Annotated in this window: 13 protein-coding genes; 8 read left to right on the plus strand and 5 right to left on the minus strand. The window is 69.8% G+C overall.

Annotation, left to right across the window (positions count from 1 at the left end):
* Positions 1–47: 47 nt before the first annotated feature.
* On the minus strand, positions 48–1,283 hold the full coding sequence (locus tag ACH4VO_RS08455; protein ID WP_360984463.1) for a sigma-70 family RNA polymerase sigma factor: 1,236 nt from the start codon (positions 1,281–1,283) through the stop codon (positions 48–50).
* Between the two features lie 493 nt (positions 1,284–1,776).
* On the opposite strand from ACH4VO_RS08455, the gene ACH4VO_RS08460 reads away from it, so the two are divergent.
* Genes ACH4VO_RS08460 through ACH4VO_RS08470 form a run of 3 tightly spaced genes read left to right on the plus strand, consistent with a single transcriptional unit; the run spans position 1,777 to position 7,012 of the window.
* Complete coding sequence (locus ACH4VO_RS08460) at positions 1,777–3,603, plus strand: AAA family ATPase (RefSeq protein WP_360984460.1); 1,827 nt, start codon at positions 1,777–1,779, stop codon at positions 3,601–3,603.
* On the plus strand, positions 3,600–4,844 hold the full coding sequence (locus ACH4VO_RS08465) for a restriction endonuclease (protein WP_360984457.1): 1,245 nt from the start codon (positions 3,600–3,602) through the stop codon (positions 4,842–4,844). The genes ACH4VO_RS08460 and ACH4VO_RS08465 overlap by 4 nt, the downstream gene beginning before the upstream one ends.
* Positions 4,845–4,876: 32 nt before the next feature.
* On the plus strand, positions 4,877–7,012 hold the full coding sequence (locus ACH4VO_RS08470) for a UvrD-helicase domain-containing protein (protein WP_360984454.1): 2,136 nt from the start codon (positions 4,877–4,879) through the stop codon (positions 7,010–7,012).
* 62 nt (positions 7,013–7,074) lie between these two features.
* Here ACH4VO_RS08470 and ACH4VO_RS08475 read toward each other — a convergent pair whose 3' ends face one another.
* From ACH4VO_RS08475 to ACH4VO_RS08485, 3 genes are all read right to left on the minus strand, one after another.
* Positions 7,075–8,730 (minus strand): N-6 DNA methylase, encoded by a 1,656-nt coding sequence (locus ACH4VO_RS08475; RefSeq protein ID WP_360984451.1) that lies wholly within the window; start codon positions 8,728–8,730, stop codon positions 7,075–7,077.
* Positions 8,731–9,047: 317 nt separating this feature from the next.
* Positions 9,048–9,677 carry an SMI1/KNR4 family protein gene (locus tag ACH4VO_RS08480; protein ID WP_360984448.1) on the minus strand — a complete coding sequence of 210 codons (630 nt, stop codon included), beginning with the start codon at positions 9,675–9,677 and terminating at the stop codon, positions 9,048–9,050.
* A gap of 166 nt (positions 9,678–9,843) precedes the next feature.
* The gene (locus ACH4VO_RS08485; RefSeq protein ID WP_360984445.1) at positions 9,844–10,266 is read right to left on the minus strand and encodes a secondary thiamine-phosphate synthase enzyme YjbQ; all 423 of its coding nucleotides are present in this window, start codon (positions 10,264–10,266) and stop codon (positions 9,844–9,846) included.
* A gap of 89 nt (positions 10,267–10,355) precedes the next feature.
* Between ACH4VO_RS08485 and ACH4VO_RS08490 the strand changes: the two genes are divergently transcribed.
* Positions 10,356–11,417, plus strand: coding sequence for an NAD(P)-binding domain-containing protein (locus ACH4VO_RS08490; protein ID WP_360984442.1), 1,062 nt, complete (start codon positions 10,356–10,358; stop codon positions 11,415–11,417).
* Between the two features lie 217 nt (positions 11,418–11,634).
* Here ACH4VO_RS08490 and ACH4VO_RS08495 read toward each other — a convergent pair whose 3' ends face one another.
* Positions 11,635–13,440 carry an ABC transporter ATP-binding protein gene (locus ACH4VO_RS08495; RefSeq protein ID WP_360984439.1) on the minus strand — a complete coding sequence of 602 codons (1,806 nt, stop codon included), beginning with the start codon at positions 13,438–13,440 and terminating at the stop codon, positions 11,635–11,637.
* 124 nt (positions 13,441–13,564) lie between these two features.
* Between ACH4VO_RS08495 and ACH4VO_RS08500 the strand changes: the two genes are divergently transcribed.
* From ACH4VO_RS08500 to ACH4VO_RS08515, 4 genes are all read left to right on the plus strand, one after another.
* Positions 13,565–14,011, plus strand: coding sequence for a MarR family transcriptional regulator (locus tag ACH4VO_RS08500; RefSeq protein ID WP_360984436.1), 447 nt, complete (start codon positions 13,565–13,567; stop codon positions 14,009–14,011).
* Positions 14,012–14,508: 497 nt separating this feature from the next.
* Entirely contained in the window at positions 14,509–16,005 is a 1,497-nt protein-coding gene (locus ACH4VO_RS08505) for a Gfo/Idh/MocA family oxidoreductase (protein ID WP_360984433.1), read from the plus strand.
* A gap of 412 nt (positions 16,006–16,417) precedes the next feature.
* Entirely contained in the window at positions 16,418–18,328 is a 1,911-nt protein-coding gene (locus ACH4VO_RS08510) for an ABC transporter ATP-binding protein (protein WP_360984430.1), read from the plus strand.
* Positions 18,325–20,106, plus strand: coding sequence for an ABC transporter ATP-binding protein (locus tag ACH4VO_RS08515; protein ID WP_360984427.1), 1,782 nt, complete (start codon positions 18,325–18,327; stop codon positions 20,104–20,106). The genes ACH4VO_RS08510 and ACH4VO_RS08515 overlap by 4 nt, the downstream gene beginning before the upstream one ends.
* Positions 20,107–20,229 lie beyond the last annotated feature (123 nt).

Genomic DNA, 20,229 nt, shown 5'->3' on the forward strand with positions numbered 1-20,229 from the left:
TCCTTCGGATCGGGTGGAATACAGCCGGTTCGTCGGACGCGGCCGGTTCAGAAGTGGGAGGGGGCCATTCCGTGACGAATCAGCTGGCCGAGGAGCTTGGCCTTGGCCTTCGGCTCGATCTGACGGATGCGCTCGCGGGTTACGCCGTAGATGGCCCCGATGTGTTCCAGCGTGTCCGGCTCGTCGCCGTCGAGCCCTGTGCGCCGGACGACGACGTGCCGGTCCCTGTCGGGCAGGTGTTCCAGGACGTGCCGCAGACGCCCCTGGAACTCCTTGCGGAGCAGCACCGTGGGAGGGCCGGGCAACCGGCTCGGCCCGATGATCAGGTCACCGAGCGAGATGTCGTCACCGATGACGCGGTCCAGGGAGTCGGTGGGCCGGCTGATCCTGCGCACGTCCTCCACTTCGGCGAAGGTGAGGCCGGTCGCGTAGGCGACGTTGTCGACGGTCCGGGGCCGGCCCTCGCTCAGCAGCTTGCGCTCGGCAACGGCCACCTTGCTGACGCGCTCGTGCATGTACACAGGCAGCCGGATCATGGTGCCCTCGTCGGCGATGCCGCGCGAAATGGCCTGCTTGATCCACGATGTCGCGTAGGTGGACATCTTGTAGCCCCTGGTGGCGTCGAACCTGCGGACCGCGCGCATTAGTCCGAGAGTTCCGTGCTGGACGAGGTCCTCTAGGTCCAGTCCACGCCCTTGACAGCCCTGTGCGATCTTCCACACGAGCCGCTGGTTGTGCAGGACGAAGCACTCGTACGCCCGCCACCGCTCGCTGTCGCGCGAGAGTCCCGCGATCTCCTCCTTCGGAACATCGCGGCCGAGGCGGTCGGTTCCGCCGCGGAGAAGCGCGGCGAGGCCGACCTCCTCGTCCGCCCTAAGAACCACCTTGCCCGCGTTCCGCCGCCACCGGTCCTCCTCCATTACGGCCCGTGCCGCACGGACGGCCCCCGAAAGCGACTCGTCCTTGGCGGAAACAGCGGAGCAGGTGGACTTCTTGGTGCTCGGCGCCGGAACGGACGCCAACTCCTTCGATCCGGCCCTTCCTGGTGTCACGGCCCTGGCCGGTGCGCCGAGCGGCCGAGGGCGAGTGACGGGCAAGCCGGCGGTCAGCTCACGCGCATCGGCAGGACCCAGCCCAAGGAGCCGCACCACACCGTCGTGGGCGAGCTTGCTGACCGTGCCGTCGGCCTCCGCGTAGCGGGCCAGCATCCGCCTGGCCTGAGCCAGGCGTTTCGCCGCCTCGGAGGGGACGAACTCGGTTGCAGGTGCGGCAGGATGCAGCACGTCATCCCCACCCTCGGCCTGTGCGGAACCTGCGACGGGTATGACGGCAGGTCGCGCGGGGGACGTCCGACGCGCGGAGCGGCGCGGGGTCTTCACATGAATGCCCAGCGCCTCGAGCCCCTTGCAGAGCCTCCGTTGCTGCTCATCGGTCGTGAGACCGAGTCGGTCTGCTTCCATGGCGAAGGCACGTCGGCTGACCATGCCCGCAGGCGAGGCACAGCTCCTCAGCCGCTCGATGACAGAGGGCAACTTCTCCTCGATTGTGCGACGTTCGGCCTCAGCCGTCGAATTTCCGTTCACAGCGCCCCCACTCGTGCGACTGAGCACCAGTTCCGTTCGGAAAGCCGATCGGATGCATCCACACCGTAGTCAGATACGTTTACATCGTCAACGGATAGATCACTTGTGATCACTTATGACTATCAATCAATTGACAACGTCAACAGGTAAGCTGTGCGAAGCCGCGCTCCTACGTCGAACCGGAAGGTCACCCATGCCGCAGCACGACCGCCTGCCCGGGACGCCCGAGTTCCGCATCAAGCTGCCCAAGGACGGCGGTGAGGCGCACGGACATCTGCTCACCGAGTTCGGCGGCAACGGCACGCACAAGTTCGTCCTGCAGAAGGGTTCGTCAGTGGCCGCCGAAGCGTGGCCCGGGCTGGGCGACCACGCACGCCGCTTCCGTGCGGAGCTGCGCGAGAGCGAGGCGCTGGCCGACGTCCCTGTGGATCCCGAGCGGCCGCAGCAGTCTCGGCCGTGGGTGGCGACCCGGGACATCACGTGCAACTCCTCCTCGGCCGCCGCCGCGCTGGTGTACGGCTACGACGCCTCCGGCCCCGAGTCCTGGCGGACCGTCGAGGGCCACCCGCTCGCCGACTACCTGTCCACCGGCTGGCGCGCCCCGCGCAAGGCATGGCTGGTGCGGGGCTCCAACGTCTCGGGGCACAACCTGGTCCGACAGCTGTGGCTGGAGGAGGGGGCCGTCTCACTCGCGGGCGCGCACCTGCCACCCTTGGAGGAGAGCGAACCGACGAAGAGCGCACTGCGCCGCTTCGTCGAGGAGGGGTACGAGGGCGCGGCCTCGTACAGCCAGAAGCGGGGCCTCGTCGACGAGTTGCACGCCTTTCTCACCCAGATGCGCGTCGGTGACACGGTGGCCACCATCGGCGACGGCCGGCTTCACATCGGACGGATCACCGGGGAGGCCGTACAGACCGCGTCCCCGGGTGGCCTCTCCGATCTGCGGCGTTCCGTCGCCTGGCAGACGGACAGCCACCCGTACGACGAACTGCCGGAGGCAGTGCAGCAGAAGCTGTCCGTCCAGCATGACGTGGTCGATCTCACCGGCGTCATGGAAGCGCTCGAGGTGCTCACCGGGAACACCGGCCCCTCCGGCCCCCCAGGAACCGACGATCCCGCCGGACAGTCCGCCGCGGGGCGGCCGGCGCAGCGGGAGCTGTCCCTGCCCGACGTCACCGAGTCCCTCGCGGCCGACCTCCTCGTCCATGACCGGGCCTGGCTGGAAGAGGTGCGCGAGCTCCTGACGGACGACAGGCAGTTGGTCTTCTACGGCCCGCCGGGCACGGGCAAGACCTACCTGGCGATGAAGCTGGCCGAGTACTTCGGCGGCGGCCCCGAGCAGGTCAAGATCGTGCAGTTCCATCCGTCGTACTCCTACGAGGACTTCTTCGAGGGGTTCCGGCCCGTGGAGGACGCCGAGACGCGCGAGGTGGCCTTCCGGCTGACCGCGGGCCCCCTCCGGGAGCTCGCCGATCTCGCCTCCCGCGAGGGCAATCGGCACGTCCCGCACTTCCTGATCATCGACGAGATCAACCGTGCCAATCTCGCGAAGGTCTTCGGGGAGCTCTACTTCCTCCTGGAGTACCGGACGAAGTCCGTCCGGCTCACCTACTCCGGGGACGACTTCGCGCTGCCTCCCAACCTCTTCGTGATCGGCACCATGAACACCGCCGACCGGTCGATCGCGTTGGTGGACGCGGCGATGCGGCGTCGTTTCGCGTTCGTGGAGCTTTCCCCCCGCGCCGAGCCGACCGCCGGGCTGCTCGCGCGCTGGCTGAAGCGTGAGGGCAGGGAGACGGAACCCGCTCACCTGCTCGACGCTCTCAACGCCCGTATCGACGACGCCGACTTCGCCATCGGCCCCTCGTACCTGATGAAGCCGGGCGTGTACCGCGACGGCGGCCTCGAACGCACCTGGCGCACGAAGATCCTCCCGCTGCTCGAGGAACACCACTACGGAGAGGGTCTCGATGTCGCCCTTCGCTACGGTCTTTCCTCGCTGCGCGAGCAGCGACCATGACCGTGGGCGATGTGACGCTCCACGAGTACGGGCCCGCGGTCTCCACCCCCATGAACGTCGAAGCCGGGCTGGCCCTGGCGCGCTCCGGCATCCTGCAGAGCGCGGCCCCGGACCCCGGCAGGGAGGGTCACTGGGTGCTGCGGGCGGGCAGCCGGGTCGGCGCCGTACGCATGCCCGGCGGCCAGGTCGTACGGATCGTGCCCAAGACCCCTGTGCGCCGGCTGTTCTTCCTCCTCGGCTTCAGTCTCGATCCGGTACGCGCCTGGCGCGACAGCCGGGAGGGAACCATAGACACCGGCGAACACGACGACATCGTCCCCGCCCTCGCGCACGCCGTGGAGCGGCAGATCGACGCGGCGCTGCGACGGGGGGTCCTCCAGGGCTACCGGGAAGTCGAGGAATCCGCACTGGTCGTACGCGGGCGACTGCGCGAGGCCGAGCAGATCCGGCGGCACTTCGGCCGTACCCCGCCCGTGGAGATCGCCTACGACGCGTATACCGCCGACACCGCCGAGAACCGCATCCTGCGCGCAGCCGCCGAGCGGTTGCTGCGGCTGCCGGGGGTACCTGGGCCGGTCCGACGACGCCTCGCCCATCAGCGCGTGCGCCTCGCCGACGCCCGGTCACTGATACGGGGACAGCAGCTGCCGCGTTGGCAGCCGTCGCGTCTGAACTCCCGCTACCAGCCCGCGCTTCGGCTCGCCGAGGCCGTCCTGCGCGGTACCTCCCCGGAACACCGGCCGGCCGGTGACGAACCGCTCAGCGTGGACGGCTTCCTGCTCGACATGAACAAACTGTTCGAGGATTTCGTCACGGTCGCTCTGCGCGAGGCCTTCCGGGAGCACGGTGTGACCGCGTACCTCCAGGATTCTCACCACCTGGATACCGCGGGTCTTGTGCGCATACGCCCCGACCTCGTCGTACGCACCGGTGACGGCCGCAGGCCGCTCGCCGTCATCGACGCCAAGTACAAGGTGGAAACGGCCAACGGGCTCCACAACGCCGACCTGTACCAGGCGCTCGCCTACGCCACGGTGCTCGGTCTGCGCGAGGCTCACCTCGTGTACGCGGCGGGACGGCAAGAGCGCTGCCACGAGGTACGTGGATCGGCTGCCGGGCAGGACGGGCACGGAGTGCGGCTGTACCAGCACACCCTCGACCTCTCCGGGGAACCAGGACAGATCCTCTCGACCCTGCGGGACATCGCCGGAAGGTCAGCCGGAACCACCCCGTATCCGTGATCATGAAAAACCGTCAGGCAGGAAGGAATCTCATGCCGCGTCTCGCCTTCGCCCAGAGCTTCTGGGACGGCTACGACAAGTTGGAGAAGCCGGTTCGAGCAGGTGTCCGCAAAGCCATGGAGAAGTTCCAGACCCTGAGTGCCGCCGAACTCACCGCGGACAAGGGCCTGCACCTGGAGTCCGTCGGGAGCGCCCGCGATCCGCGGATGCGCACCATCCGCATCACCGACTTCTGGCGGGGCGTCGTCCTCGCCCCCGACGACGGCAGTGACATGTTCCTGCTGGTCAACGTCCTGCCGCACGACGACGCCTACACCTGGGCGGCGAAGCGCCTGTACAGCGCCAATACCGCGACCAGAGCCCTGGAGGTACGCGACGCGGTCGCGCTGGACGAGCTGACCCCCTTGTACGAGACGGCCGCACGCAACGCTCCCGAACTGCTGCTCGCGGGTGTCTCCGACGGCACTCTGCGCAGACTTGGCATCGACGACCAGGTGCTGCGCGCCGCTCGTTCCCTCGTGGACAAGGCCCAGCTCGACGCTTTCGCCACGCTTTTGCCGGAGGATCAGCTGGAGGTGCTGCAATACCTCGCCGAGGGGTTCGGGCCGGAAGAGGTCTACCGGGACGTCGTCGCCGTCCGCCGGCCCGCCGACGCGCCCGCGGAGCCGGTCGAGGACCTGGCCACCGTGATCGCCAACACTCCTGCGCGCATCCGCCTGGTCACCAGCCCGGACGAGCTGGAGGAGATGCTGGAGAAGCCGTTCGACGCCTGGCGCGTCTTCCTCCACCCCTCCCAGCGCCGCGTGGCCTACCGCACCTCGTACGGGGGTCCCGTCCAGGTCACCGGAGGGCCGGGGACAGGCAAGACCGTCGCCGCCCTGCACCGGGTGAAGCACCTGCTCAGCCGCCGTGAGGACAGCCGTGTCCTGCTCACCACGTACACGAACGCGCTCGCCGCCGGATTGCGCCAGATGCTCGGACTTCTGCTCGACGAGGACGAAGAACTCCTGAGGCGGGTGGACGTGACGACGGTCGACGCCTACGCGAACGGTGTCGTGCGCGCGAAGTCCGGCACCGTACCCAGGCCGGTCGGGGACCGGGAACAACGTCAGCTGTGGGAGAAGGCCGTCAAGCAGCTCGATCTGCCCTTCACCGCCCAGTTCCTGGCGCAGGAGTACCGGCACGTCGTACTCGGCCAGGATCTCCGCGATCTCGACTCCTACCTCGGCGCGAGCCGTCGTGGCCGGGGCACCGGCCTCGGCCACGCGCGGCGCCGGGAGGTGTGGAGCGGTGTGGAACGGTTCGAACAGCTTCTGCGTGACCGCGGTGAGACCACACACCCGCGGGTCTGCGTCCGCGCGGCGGAACTCCTGTCCGGCGATCCTGCTCCGTACGCCCATGTCGTCGTGGACGAGGCCCAGGATCTGCACCCCAGTCAGTGGCGTGTGCTGCGTGCCGCCGTCTCTCCCGGCCCGGACGACCTGTTCGTCACCGGTGACCCTCACCAGCGGATCTACGACTCCCGGGTATCGCTCGGTTCCCTGGGCATAGTCACGGTCGGCCGCAGCTTCCGGCTGCGTGTCAACTACCGTTCCACGGAGGAGATTCTCTCCTGGTCGGCACGGCTCCTCACGCCCGTCACCATCGGAGCACTCGAGGGCGAGGGGACGGACTCGCTGGCCGGGTACCGGTCCCTGCTGCACGGGCGCCGCCCCCAGGTGCAGGGGTACACGACGCGGCAGGAGGAGACCGAGGGCTTGGTGGACCACGTCCGTGCACTACTCGACGAAGGCCTCGCACCGCACGAGATCGGAGTGTGTGCTCGCTTCAACCTCTCCCTGGACGCGGCCGAGAAGAAGCTGACCGGCGCCGGCATCCCGGTGCTACGGGTCAAGGGTCAGACCGCGCAGAAGGCCGAGGGAGTACGGCTGGCGACCATGCACGCGATGAAGGGGCTGGAATTCCGGGCGGTGTCCGTTCTCGCCGTCGACGAGGGCGCCGTCCCTTTCGCTCGTGAGATCACCCCACGCGAGGTGGATCCCTTGCAGCACGAGGCAGACGTGCTCCGCGAACGCTGTCTCCTCTTCGTCGCCTGTACGCGTGCCCGCGAAACCTTGAGCGTGACGTGGAACGGAGCTCCGAGCCCGTTCCTGGCCGGCACCGCCTGACCGGTCACCCCGGCCGCGGGTAACAGCGGGCCGCCCCGGCTGGGGCCGGCCTGCTGTTGTTCTCACTCCTCCGGCGCCAGGGCTCCCGTGGCGAGGCCGTCGCGGGCGACTTCGGCGAGCTGTCGACTCAGCTCGTCCACCCTGCGCATGCCTTCCTCGAACACGGACAGAGCCCGGAAGGCAGAACCGTACCGACGCTGGTCGTCGATGCCCATACGAGGGATGCGTGAACCCTTGCCATCGAGGCGGTAGGACCCGCTGGCACTCGTGGACCGGCGGGTATTGAAGGAACTGCGCAGGAATCCCTGCAGATAGTCCGTGTCCAGCTGTTCGCTGGCCGATACGGGCTCCGGACCGTCGTACGAGACGAGTCCGGCGCGGGCGAGCTCCGCGACGCTGGTCGAGGCGGCGTCCAGTGAGCCCGGTCCACCGCCCGGCGCCAGCTCGGGCAGGAGAGCGGCGAGTCGGCGGATCTGGTCCGTCAGCTCCTCGCGCAGCGTGGCGTACTCCTCGGGGTAGTCGCGGTGCCGGGCCCTCAGATGGCTGCCGGGGGTCAGGTCGACGGTGTCGTCGAGGAGCTCGATCAGAGGCACGTCGGCGATCTGGTCGGGACGTGGGTCCACATCCCCGTCCGGGCTGTTGTCGGTCAGGTCAACCATGCGCACGGCCCGGATCATCTCCGCGCTCCCCGTGCTCTCAGGACGCTGCAGGCACCACAGATGTACGGGCATGGCGTGGGAGGTCGCTGTCCCGGGCGGTAGAGCGACCACTTGGCGCAGGATCCCCCGGCGTACGAGCTCCGCCCGGATACGGCGGCCTGCCTTGCGGTAGGCGACCGAGGCGGGCATGACCATGAGGACCTGGCCGCCGGCATCGGTATGCGCATAGGCGTGTTGGAGCCACGCCAGTTCTCCTTCGGCCTTGGAGGGAGTACCGAGTTCCCATCGCGAGTCGAGCAGCAGTTCCTCTCGCCCCCACTCGGTCACACCGGTCGGCGGGTCGCAGACGACCAGGTCCGCCTTGAGGTCTGGCCATCCGTCCTCACGCAGGGAATCACCCGCCACGATGCGCACGTCCGGGCGGTCCAGGAGGTCGGCGCGAAGCTGCGCGAAGCGGGCGCTGTCAGCATCGATCTCCTGGCCGCGACAAGGCGCGCCCGCTTCCGCGGCGACGGACAGGAGCAGCACCCCGATTCCACAAGCGGGATCGAAGACCGTAGCGGCCGCCGGCAGTTCGGGAGCGAAGTGGCACACAGCCCGCACCACGCGCTCGGAGGTCACCTGGTCCGACCCGGCACGCCGAGCCGAGTCCATGAAGCGCTCGGTCAGTCCGTTGACGAGGTCGACGGGTGCTTCAGCTCGCGCAAGCGTCCGTACACGGGCCGAGACATCGTCCGGCAATCCCGCCGCCTGCTCTCCGGCAAGCATCCCTGCCACCTCGGCCAGACCCGCGACCATCTGCTCGCCGTACGCGGCTCTCATGGCCTGCCATAGCTCGACCTCGGGTGATACCTCCTGGCCTTTGCGCTGCTTGTCCAGCCACGCCTGGACTTCGGCGAGCGCGTAGAGCGGACTGTTCGCGGCGCCGCCCGCCTGCGCGGGGAAGTCGTCATAGCGCCGACGCCAATTGGACACGGCAGCCCGAGTGACACCGGCCAACCGAGCGATCTCGGAACCAGTGACCAGGGGGCCGACCAGTGAAGCGGCGTTGTCCTTCATAGACCTCACCGTACACGGGACGCAAGCCGCCTTCCAGGATAGAGCATGTTGACAGCATAAACACTGCACCTTGCGCTCGGCGGGTACCGCATACACCACACGTCGGCCGCCTGGGGCGGCAGCCGATCATGAGGGTGCCGGCCTCCGCTGACCAACACCGGCGCACACTCACGTCGAGCTGAACCGCCGGTACACACCGGCCTGTCGTGGCACGACGACATGCGTTGAGACATGCAGCAACGTAGTCGCCCCAGACAGAGCCATGTTGAGGCTCCACCGACCTCACCATCCGCTGCTGCATCAGGCCCACGCCCGGGCTAGGTCCGATCACGGCGCAGCGGTCGGAAGTCCCATTGCAGTCTCTGTTCCACGTCCACAACAGGCGCGTAGCCGTCCAGGGGCTGGTCGGTCTCAAGGGAGGTGGCGACTGCATCCATGAGCACCGGCAGGGAGGTCCACATCTCGTGTGCCCCAAACGTAACGCCTTCCGTGGCCTCGACTTCGTGGATGCGCCCGCGGTTGATCCCGGGACGGTTGTCCAGCACGAGGCCCCCTCCTCCGAGATCCCGCCCGACGGGGATCAACTGCGGATGTCCATACAGGACGGAGCTGCCAATCTTCATGAAGTCGTACTCCGTCTCGTCTCCTTCCTCATCCGCCGTACGTTTGTCGTAGTAGGGGGCACGGAATTGCCAGTCGACCGCCACCCCGCGTGTGCTCAGCAGGCTGTAGAACCCTGGCAGCAGCACGTGCCAGCGGTCGAGGAGACCATCGTGTCGCGACAGCGACATCACCAAGGGCTCCGGGAGTGGCTGGCCGATGACCCGTTCGGTTGCGGCGATGTCCGCCGGATCCGCGGGCGGCGCCAGCGCAGCGTAGGTCGACGGAGCATTCCGGGCCAGCCAGTTCTCGATGCGCGTCCACGACGCACTGATCGGTGCGGTCATGGCACGGCATCCTGTCACCTGATGCCGACAACCTCCCGGGAACAGCCGGACGGTTCGACACCACCCCCAACCGTCGGCCGGAGTCAACACATAGCCATCACCGATCCGGGCGGCGTCTCACTCGGTGCGGCCGGACATCGCTCCTGCAGTGACGGCAGATGCAGCCCTACCCGAGGAACGACAGCCGCACCTGCCGCTCCGCATTATCGACATTCGTGTCCACCAGGCATACCGACTGCCACGTCCCGAGTTCGAGTCGCCCGCCGATCACCGGCAGCGTGGCGTGCGGGGGTACGAGGGCGGGAAGCACGTGGTCGCGACCGTGGCCCGGGGTGCCGTGGCGGTGGCGCCAGCGGCCGTCGGCCGGAAGCAGGGTCTGCAGGGTGGACAGGAGGTCCTCGTCGCTGCCGGCTCCGGTCTCCAGGACGGCGATGCCGGCCGTGGCGTGGGGCACGAAGACGTTGAGCAGGCCGTCCCGGCCGTGGGCCGCGTCCGCGAGGAAGCGTGCGCAATCGGCGGTGAGGTCGGTGACGGTCTCGGTCCGTCCGGTGGTGATGTCCAGGATGTGGGTGGCGAAGGATTCAGGCATGGCCCCATTCTGACGCCGGTGGTGCGGATGGCACCGTCGGGAAGATCCAGGACCCACCCAGAGTTGGTAGAAGCGTGAACGATTCTGGGGTGCGCGAGCTGGATGTGGCCGTGATCGGCGCGGGGCAGGCGGGCCTGTCCGCCGCCTACCATCTGCGGCGCGCGGGTTTCGCGCCGGACCGGGACTTCGTCGTCTTCGACCACGCCCCCGGGCCCGGGGGTGCCTGGCAGTTCCGCTGGCCCTCGCTGACTTACGGCAAGGTGCACGGCATGCACTCTCTGCCCGGCATGGAGCTCACGGGCGCCGACGACGGCCGGCCGTCCTCCGAGGTGATCGGTGCCTACTTCGACGCGTACGAGAGCCGCTTCGGTCTGCGTGTGCACCGGCCGGTGGAGGTGAGCGCCGTGCGCGAGAGTGAGGGTGGCCGGTTGCTCGTCGAAACGTCCGAGGGTGGGTACGCGACGCGAGCGCTGATCAACGCGACGGGCACCTGGGACCGGCCGTTCTGGCCGCGTTACCCGGGCCAGGAGACGTTCCGCGGGCGGCAGTTGCACACCGCCGGCTACCCAGGCCCGGCGGAGTTCGCCGGGCTGCGGGTGATCGTCGTCGGCGGTGGCGCCTCCGGGACCCAGCACCTGATGGAGATCGCCGAGGTGGCAGCGGCCACGCACTGGGTGACGCGACGGCCGCCCGTGTTCCGCGAGGGGCCCTTCGGCGAGGTGGAGGGGCGGGCCGCCGTGGCCATGGTGGAGGAGCGCGTACGGCGCGGTCTCCCGCCGCAGAGCGTGGTGAGTGTGACCGGGCTGCCGCTGAACGACGCCATCCGGCGCGCACGCGCGGAGGGGGTGCTCGAGCGGCTTCCCATGTTCGACCGGATCACGCCCAGCGGCGTGGCCTGGGCCGACGGCCGCACCGTCGAGGCCGATGTGATCCTGTGGGCCACCGGCTTCCGTGCCGCCGTCGATCACCTGACTCCCCTGCGGCTTCGGGAGCCGGGCGGGGGCATACGGGTCGAGGACACCCAGGCCGTGCGGGACCCCCGCGTCCATCTGGTCGGCTACGGCCCGTCCGCCAGCACGATCGGCGCCAACCGGGCCGGGCGGGCGGCGGTCCGCTCGATCACGCGGCTGCTGGACCGTGTCCCGGCCTGATATCGGGGCGCATCCGTGCGGCCCCGGCCCTGGGCCGGAACAGACGGACGCGGGATCGTGTGTTCGCGCGAACGCGTGATCGTTCTGCGTTTCGTCGCCGCTGCGCATCACGGAGATGACATCTGCACCCTTGAGCAGTGCTCTCAGGAGCGGCGAACACGCCGTACGGCGAGGGTCGGCCACCTGCGGAGGCCCGCCGAGGCCAGGTCGGATCGGGTCACGTGGCCGTCGGGGTCAGACGGCTGTCGCGGCGGATGAGAGCGGCGTACCGACCGTCCTGCCGGAGCAGTTCCTCGTGCGTACCGCGCTCGGCCGCGCGGCCGCCGTCCAGGACGACGATCTGGTCCGCGTCCCGGACGGTCGAGAGGCGGTGGGCGATGGTGAGAGTGGTGCGGCCCTTCGACAGGGCGTCGATCGCCTGCTGCACGGCGTGCTCCGTACGGGTGTCGAGGGCGCTGGTCGCCTCGTCGAGGATGAGCACGGGCGGGTCCCTGAGAATCGTGCGGGCGATCGCGAGGCGCTGCTTCTCGCCGCCGGAGAAGCGGTAGCCCCGCTCGCCGACGAGGGTGTCGTAGCCGTCGGGCAGGGAGGCGATGTGGTCGTGGATCTGCGCCGTACGAGCTGCGGCCTCGATCTCCTCCTCCGTGGCGTCCGGCTTGGCGAAGCGGAGGTTCTCGGCGACCGAGGCGTGGAAGAGGTACGTCTCCTGGGAGACGACGCCGACAGCCCGGGCGAGGGTGTCGAAGTCGAGGTCCCGCACATCGACGCCGTCGATGGTGACCCTGCCGCCCGTCACGTCGTACAGGCGCGGCACCAGATAGCTGAGCGTGGATTTACCCGAACCGGTCGGTCCGACGACGGCCAGGCTCGTGCCGGCGGGCACCGTCACGTCGATGCCGCTCAGGGTCGGGCCGCTCTTCTCGTCGTAGCTGAAGGTGACGTCCTCGAAGGCTACCTCCCCGCGGATCTTCTCCAGCCGGACGGGCTTCGCGGGCTCGGTGATGTCCACTTCCAGATCGAGATACTCGAAGATCCGCTGGAACAGGGCCAGGGACGTCTGCATCTGTACGCCGGTGGAGAGCAGGCTCACCGCGGGCCGGAACAAGCCCTGCTGGAGCGAGACGAAGGCGACCAGGGTGCCGAGGGAGACCGCGGTGGCCCCCGCCTGGAGCGTGAGCCCGGCAGCCCAGTAGATGACGGCGGGCATGGCGGCCATCACGATGCCGATCGTCGACATCCGCCAGCGTCCGGCCATGTTGGAGCGCACTTCCAGGTCGACCAGGCGCTCCGACTCCTCGGCGAATCCCTGGGTGAGCGAGTCCGAGCGGCCCATGGTGCGGCCCAGCAGGATGCCGCTGACGGACAGCGACTCGGTGACCGTGGCCGCCATGGCGGCCATCTGCTTCTGGCGCTGCGTGGTGATCTTCTTACGCTCCCGCCCGACCCGGCGGCTGATCCAGACGAAGACCGGCAGCAGCAGCAGTGAGACCACTGTGAGACGCCAGTCGAGCGCCAGCATGGCGACGACGGTGGCGATGACCGCGGTGAGGTTGGAGACCAGGGAGGTCGCGGTGGAGGTGACCGTCGCCTGCATACCGCCGATGTCGTTGGCGATGCGTGACTGGACCTCGCCCGTGCGGGTCCGGGTGAAGAAGGCGAGCGGCATCCGCTGCAGCTGGGTGTAGACGGCGGTGCGCAGATCGTGCATGACGCGCTGGCCGACCGTCGTGGAGATCAGGGTCTGCAGGACGCCGAAGACGCTGTTCATCACGGCAGTGAGGATCATGCCGAGGGCGAGCAGGGTGAGCAGCCCCGTACGACCCTGGGGGATGGCGGTGTCCAGGATCTCGCGGAGCAGGAACGGGGAGGCGACCGACACCAGCGACGAGGCGCCGACCAGCAGCCCTACCACCGCGAGTCTGCCTCGATAGGGATGGAAGAGGCGGAAGATACGGCCGAGCTCGGCGGGCGGCTGCCGTACGCCTCCGTCGGGAGGTGTCCACAGAGGTTCGTCGGGTTTCATGGGCTCCTTCGACGGCGGGAGGCCGGCAGGCACGGGACCCCGGCGGCGGATGAAAGGTGACTTTGAGAGCTTAGCTCATTGTTACCTCTACTCACAATGAACCGGGTCCTGATATTGTTCCCGCATGGACTCCCCCGACTCCGACGGCCTCCTGGCCGAACAGCTGCTTCGGCTCACGCGCAGGCTCCAGCGCATCCAGAGCCGCCAGCTGGAGCCGATAGGCATCACGCCTGCGCAGTTTCGCCTGCTGCGCACGGTCGCGCACTACGACGGCCCGCCGCGGATGGCCGACCTGGCCGCGCGGCTGGACGTGGTGCCGAGGGCGGTGACGAGCCTGGTGGACGGCCTGGAGGCGAGCGGGCGGGTGCGGCGTGTTCCCGATCCGACCAACCGACGGGTGGTCCGTATCGAGATGACCGAGGAGGGGCGGGCCGTGCTCCGCTCGCTGCGCGACGCGCGCAAGGCGGCTGCGGAGGAGATCCTGGCGCCCCTGACAGCCGATCAGCGAGAAGTGCTGAGCGGCCTGATGACCGCTCTCGTCAACGGGATGCCCGAGCGCCGCCGCTGCTGAGGTTGCCGATCGGGCCGACGCACCGTCCAGCATCCGGGCCGAGGGCCACCCTGGCTGACTGGCGTGGCCGGCTGCTCACTGACTGGCGTGACCGGCTGCTGACTGCTGACTGCTGACTGCTGGCTCATACCCCCGCGCCGACCGCAGCCCATGCGCAGCCATGCCGCACGGTGCCGCCTCCGCAGCCCGGCTCGACGCGTCCCTGCCGCCTCACTGCCCCTTGCCTCTCGGCTCATCGCCTGTTGCGCGCTGACTCGATATCCGCTGTCCGTCTGCCCCTTGCCCGTTTGCCGGTTGCCCTTGGAGCACGGTCCGTCGGCCGGGCCTCCACCTCCGTCCTTCGAAAAGTCCATGGTTTGGGCGCGAGAGTCCAATCGCATCCCTTGCACACCAGCAGTCCCGCCGTCCAAGGTCCTTACCGAGGTTCGGGAACCCGCCACGCGCGCGCGGGTTCCGGACCGTACGCGCACCGTCGGATCCCCCTTTCTGGAGGCTCGATGAATGACGACGCTTCACAGGCCCAGGACCGCAGCCACGCCCCGGACGAGAACCACCGGACACCGGACACCGCCTCGCTGAGCCGTCGTTCGGTGCTTCGCACCACGGCTGGAGCGGCCGGAGCGGCCGGAATCGCCGGAACCGGTCTCGGTCTCGGCGGACTCGGAAGCGGTACGGCGTCGGCGGCGGACCGCCGCCCGGCCGACGCTGTACCGCCCACCCCTGACTCCGCCCACGCCCCGGCCCGCCAGGGCGCGACGATGGCCGGGGTGCCCTTCGACCGGCGCTCCACCGTTCGGGTCGGCATCGTCGGACTCGGCAATCGCGGCGGCAGCATGATCGATCTGTTCCTCGCCGTCCCCGGCGTCCGGGTCGTCGCCGTCTGTGACCCCGTGAAGGCCAAGGCGGAGCGGGCGGCCGCGAAGGTGACGGCGGCCGGGCAGCCGACGCCGGCCGTGTACACCAAGGGCGAGGACGACTACGAGAACCTCTGCGAGCGCGGGGACGTCGACTTCGTCTACGTGGCAACGCCCTGGGACTTCCACTTCGAGATGGCGAAGACCGCCCTGCTCAACGGCAAGCACGTGGGCGTCGAGTGTCCGATCGCTCTGCGGCTCGACCAGCTCTGGGAGCTGGTCGACCTTTCGGAACGGACGCGGCGGCACTGCATGCAGTTGGAGAACTGCTGCTACGGCCGGAACGAGATGCGGGTGCTGCGCATGGCCCACGCGGGTCTCTTCGGCGACCTGCTGCACGGCGCCGGCGCGTACAACCACGATCTGCGCGGCCTGATGTTCGATCCCGACTATTACGAAGGCCCCTGGCGGCGGTTGTGGCACACCCGGCTGCGCGGGGATCTGTACCCCAACCACGGGTTCGGGCCGGTAGCCAATTACATGGACGTCAACCGGGGTGACCGCGCGGTGAGCATCACCAGCGTCGGCTCCCCCTCCCTCGGCCTCGCCGAGTACCGCGAGAAGCACATGCCGGCCGGCGACCCGAGCTGGAAGGAGACCTATATCGAGAGCGACCGGACGATCAGCCTCGTCCAGACCGCCAAGGGCCGGGTGATCCGCCTCGAACACGACGTGTCGACGCCTCACCCGTACTCACGCATCAACAGTCTCGGCGGTACGAAGGGCGTGTTCGAGGACTACCCGGCGCGGATCTACCTCGAGCCCGATCACACGAACGACCAGTGGGCGGACTTCTCCGCGTACGCGGACTGGGACCACTGGCTGTGGAAGGAGCACGCCAACCCGCCGGGAGGTCACGGCGGAATGGACTACATGCTGGTCTTCCGGCTGATGCAGTGCCTACGCCTCGGGCTCGTGCCCGACTTCGACGTGTACGACGCGGCCACCTGGACCGCGCCGGTGCCGCTGAGCCACCTCTCCATCAAGGCCAAGGGCGCTCCGCAGCCGATCCCGGACTTCACCCGCGGCGAGTGGAAGAAGGCCCGCTCGGGCATGGACTCCGTCAAGCCCGCGGAGTAGGGCCGTACGGGCCCCACCCACGGCACCGCCGGTCGCCGTAGAACAATTCCGCGTCACCGCCTCCGTGGAGCCCTCCCCCGTCGGCTCCACGGAGGCGGCGGAGACACGACGACGGCCGTTCACAGGATCGGCGGGACCACGGAGGACGTCGTCGGCTGCATGAAGGACGTCGGCTGCGAGCGGAACGCCGGCCGCACGAAGGACATCGACTGCGAGCGGAACGCCGGCCACACGGGACCCTCGGCCTCCACGGATCGGCGGTGTCAGTCCCGTCCGCCACCGAGCCCCCCTCGCACCCAGGCGCGATTAATCGGTTGCCCCGGACGGGTGCGGGACGCGAACCTTGCACGGTTTGCTCCCCTGTTCCACGAGGCCCGCCACGGGCCTCCGCCCTTCCGATCCTTTGGACGTCATGCAGATTCGCGATCTTCCGTACTCGGATCCCGGCGACCCCGATGTCCGTTCAGGCCCACGCTTCCTCCTCTGGCTCGGGCGCGGTCAGCTCACCGGCCAGCTCAAGTCACTCTCCTGGGGACTGCTGCACCAGTGCTCGATCGCCGGCCTGCCGCTGGCCGTCGGCCTCGCGGTGCAGGCCGTCATCGAACGCTCCGGCCGGGGCCTCGCCCTCGCCGGGGCGCTCATCGTGCTCCTGGGCATCCTCATCGCGGTCGGCGACACGATGCTCCACCGCACGGCGGTCACCAACTGGATCACCGCCGCTGCGCGCGTCCAGCAGCTGCTGGCCCGCAAGACCGCCGAACTCGGGTCGGCACTGACCCGGCGGGTCGCGGCGGGCGAGGTCGTCGCCGTCTCCACGGGCGATGTCGAGAAGATCGGCTGGTTCGTCGAGGCACTGTCACGTTTCGTGGCCGCCGCCACCGCGCTCGTCCTGATCTGCGTCGGGCTCGTCCTCTACCTGCCTTCGCTCGGGGTGCTGGTGGCCATCGCCGTACCCCTCCTCGCCCTGGCCGTCCTGCCGCTGCTCCCCCGGGCCACCCACCGTGCCGACCTGCAGCGCGAGAAGGCGGGCCGGGCCACCGAACTCGCGTCCGACACGGTCGCCGGGCTGCGGGTGCTGCGCGGAATCGGCGGCGAGGAACTGTTCCTGGGCCGCTACCGGCGTGCCTCCCAGGAGGTACGCGAGGCAGCCGTGCGCAGCGCGCGGATGTGGGCGCTCATCTCGGCCGTCCAGGTCTTCCTTCCCGGCGTCCTGCTGATCTCACTGGTCTGGTACGGGGCGACCCTGGCCCGCGACGGCCGCATCGAGGTGGGCCAGCTGGTCACCGTGTACAGCGCGGCGACCCTGATGCTCTTCCCCCTGCGGCACTTCGAGGAGATCGCCATGGCGTACTCCTTCTCCCGGCCCTCCGCGCAGCGCGCGGTCCGGGTGCTGTCGCTGCGGCGCAGCGCCCGGCCCTCGACGATGGATGCCGCGGCGCCCGAGGGTGATCTTTACGACCCGGTGACCGGACTGATGGCTCCTCGGGGCCTGTTCACCGCAGTGGTCTGCGGTGACCCGGACGAGGCGGGCCGGCTGGCCGAACGTCTCGGCGGGCATGCCGACACAGGGGGCACGTCCTCCAGCAAGGCCGAGGACGCGGCACACACCGGCCCTGAGGAAACCTCCGGCGCCGAGGCCGGGGACGCGCCACGGCCGGTCCCGTCGGTCCTGCTCGGCGGCGTACCGCTGGACGAGTTGCCGCTCGCCTCCGCGCGGGCCGCGGTGCTGGTCCAGGACAAGGACCCGGTGCTGCTCTCCGGCACGCTGCAGGAGCTGCTCGACGTACCGTGCTCCGGGGCGGTCACCGCCGAGGACGCGCTGGCCGCCGCCCGGTGCGGGGACGTGCTCGGCGCGCTGGCCCAGGCGTCCGTCGACACGGACGGCGACCCCATGCGCACCCGGATCACCGAACGCGGCCGGTCCTTGTCCGGCGGCCAGCGCCAGCGGCTCGCGCTGGCCCGTTCCCTGGTCACCGACCCTGAGGTGCTGGTCCTGGACGAGCCGACGTCGGCCGTCGACTCGCACACGGAGGCCCAGGTCGCCGTGGGCATCAAGCAGCTGCGCACGGGCCGCACGACGGTGGCGTTCGCCTCGTCCCCGCTGCTGCTGGACTGCGCCGACCGGGTGGTGCTGGTCCACGACAGCACGGTCGTGGCGGTCGGAACCCACCGCGCACTGCTGCGGGAGGAGCCGCGCTACCGGGCGGTCGTGACCCGTGAGACGGATGACGAGAGGGCGGCTCCGGCCGCGTCCGAGGATCTCGCCGGGATCGACGCGCCGCGGTCGGCCGAGGCGATCGAGGAAATCGAGGAGAGGGCATGATCGGCGTCGCACGCCCCGAGTACGACCCTGCCGCGCCGCAGTCGGCGACGACCCTGCCGGTGGGCACACCGACGACCGTACGGACGTACGTCCGCTCTCTGCTGCGGCGTCACCGGAAGCCGTTCACGGTGCTCATCTCCGTCAACGCCATCGCGGTGATCGCCTCGATCACCGGTCCGTACCTGCTGGGCGGCCTGGTGGAGGACCTGTCGAACGGGGTCACCGACCTCCACCTGGAACGGACCGCGGCGGTGTTCGCGGTGGCGCTGGTCGTGCAGACCGTGTTCACGCGGACCATGCGGTTGCGGGGGGCGATGCTCGGCGAGGAGATGCTGGCCGATCTGCGCGAGGACTTCCTCGTGCGGTCGGTGGGGCTGCCGCCGGGTGTTCTGGAACGGGCGGGTACGGGAGACCTGCTGTCAAGGATCACGACGGACATCGACCGGCTGGCCAACGCGATGCGTGAGGCCGTGCCGCAACTGGCGATCGGCGTGGTGTGGGTCGGGCTGCTGCTCGGCGCGCTCACGGTCACGGCCCCGCCCCTCGCCCTGGCGGTGCTGATCGCCCTGCCCGTGCTGATCATCGGCTGCCGCTGGTACTTCCGGCGGGCTCCGTCCGCGTACCGCTCGGAGGCCGCCGGGTACGCGGCGGTGGCTGCGGTGCTGGCCGAGACCGTGGACGCCGGGCGGACGGTGGAGGCGCACCGGCTGGGTGCCCGCAGGATCGCGCTCTCGGACCGCAGGGTCAGGGAGTGGACGGCCTGGGAGCGGTACACCTTGTTCCTGCGCTCTGTGCTCTTCCCCGTCATCAACGCCACCTATGTGACGATTCTCGGCGCGGTGCTGCTGATCGGCGGCTGGTTCGTGATGGAGGGCTGGCTGACCGTCGGGCAGCTGACGACGGGCGCGCTGCTGGCGCAGATGATGGTCGACCCGATCGGCCTGATCCTGCGCTGGTACGACGAGCTGCAGGTGGCCCAGGTGTCGCTGGCCAGGCTCGTCGGCGTGCGGGAGATCGAGCCGGACGCGGGCGACGACCTGGTGGGCCCCGAGGGCAGGCGGGTACGGGCGGACGACGTGCGCTTCGGCTACCGCGCCGGCGTGGACGTCCTGCACGAGGTGTCGCTGGACGTCGCCCCCGGTACGCGCCTGGCGCTGGTCGGCCCGTCGGGCGCGGGCAAGTCCACCCTGGGACGGCTGCTGGCCGGGATCTACGCCCCCCGTACGGGTGAGGTCACGCTGGGCGGGGCCGAGCTGTCCCGGATGACGGCGGAGCGGGTACGGACCCACGTGGCCCTGGTCAACCAGGAGCACCACGTGTTCGTCGGTTCGCTCCGGGACAATCTGCTGCTGGCCCGTACGGGCGCCGGGGACGCCGAGCTGTGGGCGTCCCTCGCGGCGGTCGACGCCGAGGGCTGGGCCAGGGCCCTCCAGGACGGCCTGGACACGGAGGTCGGTTCGGGCGGCCAGGTGCTCACCCCGGCGCAGGCACAGCAGATCGCGCTGGCCCGGCTGGTCCTGGCGGATCCTCACACGCTGGTCCTCGACGAGGCCACCTCGCTGCTCGACCCGCGGGCGGCCCGGCATCTGGAGCGCTCGCTGGCCCGGGTGCTCGACGGTCGCACGGTGATCGCCATCGCGCACCGGCTGCACACGGCGCACGACGCGGACGTGATCGCGGTCGTCGAGGACGGCAGGATCAGTGAGCTGGGCAGCCACGACGCGCTGGTGTCGGCGGACGGCGCGTACGCGGCCCTCTGGCGGTCCTGGCACGGATGAGCGCCCCGCACCGGCCCGGTGGAGACCGCCCGGGCCGGTGCGGGGACCGGGCACCGCCGCCGTACAAGAGGCGAAGTCCCCGCCCTCCGGTGAGGATGAGGAGTGACTGGCCCCGGATCCGGG

Origin of the sequence: Streptomyces sp. NPDC020780, assembly GCF_044334475.1 — a bacterium.
Classification (GTDB): domain Bacteria; phylum Actinomycetota; class Actinomycetes; order Streptomycetales; family Streptomycetaceae; genus Streptomyces.

What these genes read in the sequence shown, in the direction of transcription:
- ACH4VO_RS08460 (WP_360984460.1), top strand. Translation starts at nt 1,777, where the DNA reads ATGCCGCAGCACGACCGCCTGCCCGGGACGCCCGAGTTCCGCATCAAG.
- ACH4VO_RS08465 (WP_360984457.1), top strand. Translation starts at nt 3,600, where the DNA reads ATGACCGTGGGCGATGTGACGCTCCACGAGTACGGGCCCGCGGTCTCC.
- ACH4VO_RS08470 (WP_360984454.1), top strand. Translation starts at nt 4,877, where the DNA reads ATGCCGCGTCTCGCCTTCGCCCAGAGCTTCTGGGACGGCTACGACAAG.
- ACH4VO_RS08475 (WP_360984451.1), bottom strand. Translation starts at nt 8,730, where the DNA reads ATGAAGGACAACGCCGCTTCACTGGTCGGCCCCCTGGTCACTGGTTCC.
- ACH4VO_RS08480 (WP_360984448.1), bottom strand. Translation starts at nt 9,677, where the DNA reads ATGACCGCACCGATCAGTGCGTCGTGGACGCGCATCGAGAACTGGCTG.
- ACH4VO_RS08485 (WP_360984445.1), bottom strand. Translation starts at nt 10,266, where the DNA reads ATGCCTGAATCCTTCGCCACCCACATCCTGGACATCACCACCGGACGG.
- ACH4VO_RS08495 (WP_360984439.1), bottom strand. Translation starts at nt 13,440, where the DNA reads ATGAAACCCGACGAACCTCTGTGGACACCTCCCGACGGAGGCGTACGG.
- ACH4VO_RS08500 (WP_360984436.1), top strand. Translation starts at nt 13,565, where the DNA reads ATGGACTCCCCCGACTCCGACGGCCTCCTGGCCGAACAGCTGCTTCGG.
- ACH4VO_RS08505 (WP_360984433.1), top strand. Translation starts at nt 14,509, where the DNA reads ATGAATGACGACGCTTCACAGGCCCAGGACCGCAGCCACGCCCCGGAC.
- ACH4VO_RS08510 (WP_360984430.1), top strand. Translation starts at nt 16,418, where the DNA reads ATGCAGATTCGCGATCTTCCGTACTCGGATCCCGGCGACCCCGATGTC.
- ACH4VO_RS08515 (WP_360984427.1), top strand. Translation starts at nt 18,325, where the DNA reads ATGATCGGCGTCGCACGCCCCGAGTACGACCCTGCCGCGCCGCAGTCG.